General features: G+C 46.6%; 8 protein-coding genes. 6 read left to right on the forward strand and 2 right to left on the reverse strand.

The window, feature by feature from the left end; all coding sequences use genetic code 11:
- Positions 1-465 precede the first annotated feature (465 nt).
- The 4 genes from IQ260_RS22040 (at position 466) to IQ260_RS22055 (ending at position 6493) form a co-directional block, all read left to right on the forward strand.
- Positions 466-1959 carry a hypothetical protein gene (locus IQ260_RS22040; protein ID WP_193995241.1) on the forward strand — a complete coding sequence of 498 codons (1494 nt, stop codon included), beginning with the start codon at positions 466-468 and terminating at the stop codon, positions 1957-1959.
- A gap of 16 nt (positions 1960-1975) precedes the next feature.
- Complete coding sequence (locus tag IQ260_RS22045) at positions 1976-3667, forward strand: hypothetical protein (protein ID WP_193995242.1); 1692 nt, start codon at positions 1976-1978, stop codon at positions 3665-3667.
- Positions 3668-3752: 85 nt separating this feature from the next.
- On the forward strand, positions 3753-5564 hold the full coding sequence (locus IQ260_RS22050; protein WP_193995243.1) for a hypothetical protein: 1812 nt from the start codon (positions 3753-3755) through the stop codon (positions 5562-5564).
- Complete coding sequence (locus IQ260_RS22055) at positions 5561-6493, forward strand: hypothetical protein (RefSeq protein WP_193995244.1); 933 nt, start codon at positions 5561-5563, stop codon at positions 6491-6493. Before IQ260_RS22050 ends, IQ260_RS22055 begins: the two co-directional genes overlap by 4 nt.
- A gap of 532 nt (positions 6494-7025) precedes the next feature.
- Here IQ260_RS22055 and IQ260_RS22060 read toward each other — a convergent pair.
- Together IQ260_RS22060 and IQ260_RS22065 are read right to left on the reverse strand one after the other, a co-directional pair.
- Positions 7026-7910 carry an ImmA/IrrE family metallo-endopeptidase gene (locus tag IQ260_RS22060; protein WP_193995245.1) on the reverse strand — a complete coding sequence of 295 codons (885 nt, stop codon included), beginning with the start codon at positions 7908-7910 and terminating at the stop codon, positions 7026-7028.
- Positions 7907-8236: a helix-turn-helix domain-containing protein gene (locus IQ260_RS22065; RefSeq protein WP_193995246.1), complete on the reverse strand. Its 330-nt coding sequence runs from the start codon at positions 8234-8236 to the stop codon at positions 7907-7909. The genes IQ260_RS22060 and IQ260_RS22065 overlap by 4 nt, the downstream gene beginning before the upstream one ends.
- 154 nt (positions 8237-8390) lie before the next feature.
- Between IQ260_RS22065 and IQ260_RS22070 the strand changes: the two genes are divergently transcribed.
- Both IQ260_RS22070 and IQ260_RS22075 read left to right on the forward strand, forming a co-directional pair.
- Positions 8391-8564 carry a hypothetical protein gene (locus IQ260_RS22070; RefSeq protein ID WP_193995247.1) on the forward strand — a complete coding sequence of 58 codons (174 nt, stop codon included), beginning with the start codon at positions 8391-8393 and terminating at the stop codon, positions 8562-8564.
- The coding region (locus IQ260_RS22075) for a hypothetical protein (RefSeq protein ID WP_193995248.1) at positions 8564-9192 on the forward strand (629 nt) is incomplete at its 3' end. The genes IQ260_RS22070 and IQ260_RS22075, both read left to right, overlap by 1 nt.

Genomic DNA, 9192 nt, shown 5'->3' on the forward strand with positions numbered 1-9192 from the left:
TGTCCGGGCCGATATTATCGTGAAACGCATGAACGGCAGCGTCCCATCATCAGCCACACCGCTAGAGGCGAAAGAGCAGGCAAGCGAGCCTGCCGAAGATGTTGAGCGAGAAGGTTTTCAATCAGCCGCCGCCGCGTTCGGAATTACCTAGACAAATTCCTTGAGCGCAGATTTCCCTCTTCGATTTGCGTTGTGTGGAGGAACAGGCCGGGCCGAGCATCCCGGCCTGTTTTTTCATATGGTATATTATCACACCAAGGATGGTTTTGTTGTTTCCCACGTCAAAGTTTCATATGGCCAAGTGCATAAATTTCAAGTGAATTGCTTATTTTTGAACCTGTAGCAAAAGTTTATTCACAAAGTTGAGATCGCAATGAGTGCAGATGCGATTTACTTCTAAAAAACCTATTTTCCTGCTATTTATGTAAAATATAGATTTTTATTTGTTGGGGGAGAGCAATGAGTATGAACGCAGAAGAGTATGCGGCAAGAATCAAGTGCTACGACAAGTGTGTTCAAGAACATCTGCGTAAGCTTGATTATGAGGGCAGCAGCCTATCCCATCTATTACAAAGAGCGCTGAACTTAGTTTCAGCAGGGCCACCGCGTGAAGTTCGCCCTTTTAGAGATTTTCTTGATGCCAAAGCACAACCGCTACGCAAAACTCTATTAAAGAAAGAAAAAACGGCGGACCAACAGAACTCCGATGAGCTTTCAGACGAGCTCGAAAAGCTCGCCATAGTTGAAGCCTGCATCGAAGCGGCACGGCGTGCCGTCAGCCCATCCGATGCTTGGCGCCTTCTGAACAAGGCTTCCAGCGTGCTTATACAACTGCCTGGAGAAGTTTTCGACAAGCGAGATTTTCTGACCCGGTATCATGCCTTAGAGCCTGCTCTCGACAAGCACCTTGCTCAAATTTACGGTGAATACGAAGCACAAAAATTAAAAGGTGAACGAACTGTTGCAACAGAAATATACGCAAACGACGGTAAAGGCAGCACTCTTGTTACACTGCTGTCAATCTATTCTCATCAGTGGTCAGTTGTCTCACAAGCGGTCCGTTTCAAGCGCCGCCTAACGAGAGGCGTGACCGTTAGTCTTGCCCTCGTAACCTTGCTCGCTTTTATCTCTATCTTCCTTTTGCACGAGGATCACCAAACCCCCAATTCAGGCTCGGGGAGTCCAATCGACCTGTTTTGGATCTTTGCATTTTCATTATTGGGCGGTGCGACCAGCGCCCTCTTAGAATCGCGCGACCATAATCCTACCGCAACTGACTTTCGTAACTACCTTGTTAAATTTTGGATGCGCACACTCGTTGGTGCTATCGGTGGGTTTGTTGTCTACACCATCCTTACTGTGCCAGGCATTGCATCAGTTGGCATCGTTTCCGCAGTTACGACGCAGTTGTCCGTATTTGCTGCCGTCGGCTTCGTTGGCGGGTTTTCCGAATTGTTTTTTAGAAGCATGGTCGACCGCTTTATCGGTATCGTGGCATCACCGGGAAAAAAAGTACCGTTGGGCGAAGACGACCTTGACGCAAGAAACTCCGCGTCGTCGCGACAATACCTTTCAGCGGTCACGGGCGTTAAGCCACTCACTTTTATGCCAAACTTCCCGGCGTTAGATTCTGCGGCAGGCGGTTCATTGCCAGAATTTCCCGATACTCGCGATCTTTGTTTGTACGAAATATTAGATACCTATGGGCGTGTTCGACCAGACGCATGGGATAAGCCTAAAGACATTATGGACACGTCCAACCAAGATGTTTGGGCAAGACGGTTGCGAGCTGCCGCGAGGGAAATTCAATCGCATAACACGGCTTACGATCAAGATCTCTCCGACAACATTCGCAGCGGCACGAATTCAGAAGCGTCCGAGACCCACGGCATGATGATCAGTCAAGTGGCGGATTGGCTTGCCAGACGCGCTCACAAAATGTCGTCGCCATCTAATTAATTTTGGGACAAGTAAAATGCTGAAAAGGAATGTCATTCTATGCATCGCGATATGCGGCGCAACAACTCTATTCCCACATGCAGTCTTAGGGCAAAGCAACCGCCTCCCAAAGGGCGCGCAAAAAGACCTCTGTCAAGCAGAATATCTCGCGGGTAATGTCACCACACAAACAGAACGCGTGCCGGTCAATAAACTTAAAAGTTTTGTGGCAAAACAAACATCGCTTAAGCCGGAAGAACATGGGCTTTTGGCTAGCGCCGCATTATTACCGAGCGATCTAAAGCAACTCGCCGATAGCATCGATCAGAACAACCCAGCAGAAATAAGAAAATCGCTGCTGCTTGTATTTTCAAAATCTAAACTTACCGACAACCATTACATTTCTATTCATGATGATTACGCAAGCGGTCAAAATCCATTCTGTCGACTGGCTGGCGAAAATCAAGCTGAATACGACACGTGTAGTCAAACGCCGGTAAGCGACTTTAGAGACGACTGCTACAGTCTAAACACAAAGACTGCCCCACGTTGGAAAGCTGCCTATTGCTCGTTACATGTAAACGCCCAAGATTTTGGCTCCAATTTTTCTCAAGCCCCGGAGCCAAAAGATACAACTACATATTTCGCGTGGAGCGATGCCGCCCTTGAACGGTATTATAATGACGATCGAAACGCCATACTGCCCAATCTCGCTAACGGCGCGCGCCTCGGTAGCAGCAGACTGTTGCGTGATTTAACCTCCACGACTGATTCAAATGTTTATCTACGATGCTCGACCCCGCCGAAAGACGATGAGCCGCAGCTTGTTTCCTCTTTTCTACGAATACGCGGCAAACCGGCCGATCTTTTGAAGCCGGGGATTGGCGACATTGAAATTGAAAATGCGGACGGTAAAAAATCGGAGGCGACAGTTAGAAAGCTGCAACGTGCCGCATTTAAAAAATATTCAGCTGCTCAAATTTCACTCCGAAATGACCGCGCTGGCGATACGACCACCTTTAGTGTCAATGGCAGTGTTGGTATACCCGTTATTGATCGAACCCAAAAAGAGCATCACTTCAAAAATGCTCTTGTTTTTGGAGCGCATTATGAACGCAGTAAAACGAACTCGCCGACCAAGACTACAAACGTTCATGTGTTGTCGCCATTAGCCATCTGGTCGGCGAAACTAGAAAAAGGAATTGGCTTTAATTATGGGGCACAGGCTTTATATTCAATTGATTTTGCTCAAGAAGCCAAAAAACTTGTCATAACAACTGAAGCGAGCCCGATACTTGGCTCTTATCCGCTTTTCTTACAAGAGAACTACGAGGTCAGGAATAACTGGCTCCCGAACACCGGGATATATTTATCGCCATCAGCGACGCTGTTCTTGGAGGCGGCTGATATTCTCGACCCAGGAACGAGCGCAGAGCTTGCTGGAGCCGAGGTTTATTACGGCATCGGGGGGGAGATAGGAGTGGTGCTCGAGGCCGATCGTCCCCTTAATTTTTTCAAAAATTTCTCAGTCGAAGCCGGATTCCGGCATTTAGAGTTTGTCGCGGGGGACATAAATTTGAATGGTGCCAGCCGTTTCAACGTTGGCCTCAATTACGCGCTGCCCGGTGCCGAACACTTGTTTATGAAGCTAGAGTATGTGGATGGTCGAAACGTCAAAACGTTCCAAGATGAAAATTTCATCGATGTAACTCTCGGCTTGCGATTCTAGAATGGTTGGTCTTGGAAAATTATTCCAAAAAATTCCTTGACGGAAATTTGCATCAACAATTTCAAATTATTATGAGGACGATCTATTGGCTGAGGATTTGTTTATCGGAATAGCTGTTCGAAAACCGACAGGATTCGAACCATTACCTGCCGGGATTTATGACTCTCTTTCTCGAATGAAAAAGTGGGCCGACAAAGAAAACTATGACTGTTGGATTTGGTCTGATGAAAATGGAAAAACCATAACCACAGAATCAATTTTGCAAGACATAATAAATAAGCGCATTGGCGATCACCCCATAGATGGCCGCCTTTCGCGTCGGCGTAGAATAATCATTTACTTCTGTGGTCATGGGTTATTTTGTGGTGATCAAATTTGGCTCCTTTCGGAGGGTAAAATGCGCGATTCTAGTCTTCTTGGCGTGGCGAGAATGAAAGCCAAGCTTCGGCAATGGAATCCCAAGCAAATTGGGTTTATTAGCGACGCATGTGCGGTCCTCGAACACAATCTCGATCAAAACGTTGAGTCGCCGATCCCCTCGCCGAAAATGAATCCTCAGCGCTCAGACAAGCCACAATATGAACGACTTATGGCGTCGGAAGGTGGGAATTCGACATATGCTGTCACAGATGGGTCCATATTTACAGAAGTTCTACTGCGCGCGCTCGAAACGTCTCCGCCTGTCACGGAAACTGTTTCGCAGCCCGATAATGCTGTGATCTCTGATCTGTTACACGCATACATAGAAAGAGTGTTTCCGTTAGAAGATACTAATGGAAAATGTGTTCCTTTTTGCGATGGTGGATTTCGAAAACCAGATCATATTTATAGAAGCATTCCGCCGGGTTTAGTTGATGCGACTTCAAGCAAAGAATTGGAGGCGACGAATCGCCAAAGAACGAAGCGCCGAAAAATCGAAGCCAAGAAAGAGCTGGATAGCCTGTTGCTAGCGGAAGGTCTTGGGAACACTATGCCAGCAGTTAAGGTCAGGGCGGGTCACAACTCAGTTCCGGGTGTCGTTGTGGTTGAGCATGCCTCACGCCCGCTTGGCGGCAAGAAGACAATTTCGATACCTCCTGAGATTTTTGAAGACTTTGCTCAATTCTCGCCGCCCGGAACCCCAACCCAGGTGTCATCACCAGATCTAATAAAGGTTGCGGCTCCCCGTGGTGTTTTCGCAGGATCGGCGACGGCGCGGGTCATTCAATTGGACGACACAACTAATGGAACGATGCTTATACATGAGCCTGATCACAGTTTTCTAGTTCCTGAATTTATGGGCAGTTCAACTTGGGTAAAGAGTAGTGTTGGGACGACGGATGACCATGGCTTGATCGGTCGCGACTTTCAAATTACGCCCGTCGGGGTTGCCTACACGGCACAAGACAATTCTGGCAAAATTAGCCGTCTTGGCGCACAGCTTCTACAAAAATTTATATCTTCTTATAGTCATTCTGAGTTTGTTGATGAACTCATCGATCGGCTATCGGCCAAGTGGGTGGATCCATTTCAAGTTTTAGCCGTCGCCTACTTCTCCCACCGAGCGGATAAAGTAGCGATATTCAAAGACGCATTGAGAAATGCCCGCAGCGATCGGTCTGTACCGATAGATGTTGCACTAGTGTGCGACTGGCCTGTCAGTTGGGATAAAACAACACGCAAACTCTCGGCGGATTTCGAAGGCGAGACGGTTGCAATAGAAACGCAGACGCCGTTAACGGCGTATGGGTGGTCTCTAATTGATGATGCTAATCTTCCAGACTTTTATAACAAGATCGCGGAAGTTCGTCCGAAGATCGGCGGGAGTATTCTACCCGTAATGTCGAACAAAGGGACAATCGGCGAAATCGATAGTTGGTTCAAAACGTACTTTTCAGAAAGGCAGATCATCGCATGAAAATAGTTTTCATCCATGGCATCAATAATCAAAAACACCACCTTCGCGATGTTCTGACTAATTGGACATCCCAAATTCACCGCGGGGCGGCTATGGCGGGCGTTAAGTTGCCTCATATTTCAGTGGTTACCGTCGGCTACTATGCTCAACGGTTGTATTACGCTACAGACAAAATGGTTGTTGATTTTGGATCGCTCAATGATGAGCTACCACAATTCGACCGAACAAAAACATTCCAAATGGGAATGGGCGGTACCATTGCCGATGGCAGCTACGGGGATGCTCTCATCAGGGAGTATATGCAACTTGCCAATGTAGAAGCGCCTGAGCGAGAGGGTGAAATCGAGATGGGTGTGTGGCAGGGGCTCACATGGCTGATAGACAAAGCGCAAGACTTACTTCCACCGAAATGGTCCAAGACCGTTAGTCGACCCTTTCTTAAGCAAGCCGCAGTCTGGGCAAACAATAGAGGCTTGAGGAATGGTATTGAAAATCAAGTGGCAAACATCATCATGGGCGAAACCGATGCCCACAAACCCGCAGCCGGTTTTGGTGATGAACCAATGGTGATCATTTCGCATTCGCTCGGGACTGCAATTGCGTTTCGCATGCTTCTCAATGAAGAGTTGATGAAGGGTACGCCGATTCCTCTTTTCATTACGCTTGGCTCACCACTTCCCGTGAAATTTATTCGAATGTCACTGGATCAACAGGAGCTGTGGCGGCCAGAAAACATCGGCGAGTGGCTGAACCTTTACGATAAAGACGACTTTGTGCCGGTGGGATCACCTATCAAAAAAGGCGACGTTGGTTTTGACGGAGTAAAGAACATCGAAGGCGTCAAGTTAGAACATGGCGAGGATGCACACGCCATAGGTGCCCATTTGAGGCATCCAGAAATTTCCAAGGCATTAGCTTCAGTGCTTTGAGACATACTCTTTCGAAGTAAGATTGTGTACCGTGCACGAACCTAAGGGAAACAGTTTGTCTGAGACACCTAACTAAACTGCTACGTACTAAACCTAAAATTTGCTCGGAACCAACCGTGTAGTACACTTGAATGTATTTCGCGACAACGGATCGCTTACAGGCTCACCGCAAGATGTGCGTGGTACTACCACGCTATCTTGGCAAGGGAGACGCTGGCGCTCTCCCGTTGCATCCCTCTCGCCTTGGCGCATCTCAGGCATTGAGCCTTTATGCGCCAGTAGATCGTATCGTCGATCAATCACTCGCGGGAGACTTCGCTCTCCCTGCACCCATCGACAATTCCATTGAGGCCAACCGTTCGCCGTTTGGATACCGATCAGGTCTTTCGCGACCCGACACCCTCTCGTCAGGGTAATGGCCCCCGACACCCGCCAGTCATAAGGAACGTTCCTGCTCCTTCCGACACCATCCATGACCAAAGGAGATACCGCTACACTTGAGATTCGTGAACGCTCCTAGATCAAATTCCTATTAGCGAAATTGAGTCCGATGGAGCCTCTCTTGAAGGCGCTGTTTTGAAGTCCTGTTTTCATCAGGATCAAATTCATCGTTTTCGAAAATTTCAACCCAAAGCATAATTAACGCAAAGCCATTTTTTTGTGACAGCACTTCTTCAAACAGTCGCGGCAGCACTTTTCTATTTTCGGTTTCCAACCAATATTCAGCACCGACTTGACGAAGTCGGGATGTTGGAAGGTCCTTTATATGCTCAGGGATGTTCTGTCCGTTACGAATGTTGAGTCTTGGGAATGAAGAGCGTTTGTATGCACGCAATAGTTTGTTGTGGCGTGTGACCAACACTGCAACTTTCTCACCGTGATACTCTGCATATGCACGTGCGGCGGCTTCTTTGCTAACATCAAATTCTTCATGCAATCGGAGAATGTTTACAATCGCTGGGTCCTTTGAATTCTCGATAAAAGGACGTAAATGTGGAGGGGGCATCAAAATAAGTGCGGCAAATTGGTTGGCTTCAACTTCCATTTTGGTGGCCCGATTTTGTTCAGATAAATTCCATTTCCGCATATCGTCACGTGAACAAAGAAATTCACCTGCCTTTACTGGCTTGTGAAAAGGAATGAGGAAGTGGCCAAGTTCATGTGCAATTGTAAAACGCCGCCGCTTTCGATTCGCACCTTTTTTTATAAGAATACCGCCAAAACTCCGTACCTCATCGGTAAGTAGACCGCCTTCAAAACCGTCTGTTTCTAACTCGCCGATTTCGGATATATCGAGTTGCTGAGCAAGTTCTTCGATTGGAACAGGTATTTGAAGGTTCGGCTCAGCCTTGAGTATTTTGGTGACTAATCCAAACGGAGACCCAGTACCGTCTAAATCTAGCCTAGTTACGGTCATTCGCCGTCCTTTGTTCGGCTGCGCAGGCGCTCCATCATAATTTTTATTGTCTCCCTATCATTTGAATTAAGCTGCTTTAGGTTTCTATACATCGCAACAAGTTCAGGCTTTTCATCTTGAGACAGAGGGTCTTCGCCGACCAATTCTGTAACGCTCGTGTCAAGTGAATTGGAAAGCTTGGCGAGTAACTCGATGCTCGGGTTTTTTGCTCGTCCAGTTTCCAAATCCCAAATATGTGCCTTTGAAGCCCCGACCTCGTCAGCCAGTTTTTGTAGTGATTTCCCTTTTTTTAGCCTTAGCTCTTTCAATTTCGCTGCAAGCGACATCAATTAACCCCTTGATATTTATCGTATAATTTTGAATAGCATTGATTGGTTCTGCTGATCATACGAAATCATACCATATCAACTTGACTCCCGACAAGTGTACAGATATTATCGTACGATATTGTTGACGCAGTGAAAATGAAAGGAAGTCAAAATGGCTACAAATCCACCCACAGGAGACGGGAAGCGCGTTGGCGCTGTTAAGGGTCGTTCGCAAACGAAAACACCCGCCGGCCATTACATCAAAAGAGATACGTCAAGCGGTCGTTTTATGGATGTCAAAACATCATCAAAAACACCATTTAAAGGTGTGAGAAAAGAAAAGTAATGTCCGTACACAAAATACATTTGAGAAAGCTATTAGAGCTGTTCTTTCTGCCGGAAAATAAACTTACCACAAAACTGAAAACAGATGTTCGTGGTACGGTTGCTAAAGAAAATGGCGAAGAATCCAGTGGCGGTGATTTTTATATTCCTTTTTGGACGGATGCCAAAAGCCATGTTGCTGGTGAAACTGATTTAACTATCCAGACCGAAAGTCGAATTGATAGTAATTATAGGCGAAAGCGCCTGTATCCGGTTTTAAAAAATGGTTTTTTACGATGGTGGAATCATAAGAGGCGTTGGAATAACCAACCGTTCCAACTGTTTGATCAGAATCCAAAATCCCGCCACCATATCAATGAACTTAATGCAACTGTAAAAGTCGAAAATACCTTAGCTGTAAAGGTAGGTGATGATACCAATCGTATTGTCTATCCTTATTTTTCAGAAAATCCTACGCTATCAGAAGAGGCAGTAAGACTGGCTTTATGGATGATGAAAAAGGCATTCCCTCAGTATAAATTGAGCGACATGCGAGTGTTGGATGTGCAGCGAGCGACTTCTTATTCGGAAATCGACGTTCCTCTGCAAGGTGATGAAGAGGATATTTTCCTACGGCATTATAATAAGGT

It is taken from the genome of Leptolyngbya cf. ectocarpi LEGE 11479, assembly GCF_015207065.1.
Taxonomy (GTDB): Bacteria; Cyanobacteriota; Cyanobacteriia; order Phormidesmidales; family Phormidesmidaceae; genus Leptothoe; species Leptothoe ectocarpi.

Bases quoted from the DNA above. Each gene is read 5' to 3' on its own strand.
- IQ260_RS22040 (WP_193995241.1), top strand. From the start codon at position 466: ATGAACGCAGAAGAGTATGCGGCAAGAATCAAGTGCTACGACAAGTGT.
- IQ260_RS22045 (WP_193995242.1), top strand. From the start codon at position 1,976: ATGCTGAAAAGGAATGTCATTCTATGCATCGCGATATGCGGCGCAACA.
- IQ260_RS22055 (WP_193995244.1), top strand. From the start codon at position 5,561: ATGAAAATAGTTTTCATCCATGGCATCAATAATCAAAAACACCACCTT.
- IQ260_RS22060 (WP_193995245.1), bottom strand. From the start codon at position 7,910: ATGACCGTAACTAGGCTAGATTTAGACGGTACTGGGTCTCCGTTTGGA.
- IQ260_RS22065 (WP_193995246.1), bottom strand. From the start codon at position 8,236: ATGTCGCTTGCAGCGAAATTGAAAGAGCTAAGGCTAAAAAAAGGGAAA.
- IQ260_RS22070 (WP_193995247.1), top strand. From the start codon at position 8,391: ATGGCTACAAATCCACCCACAGGAGACGGGAAGCGCGTTGGCGCTGTT.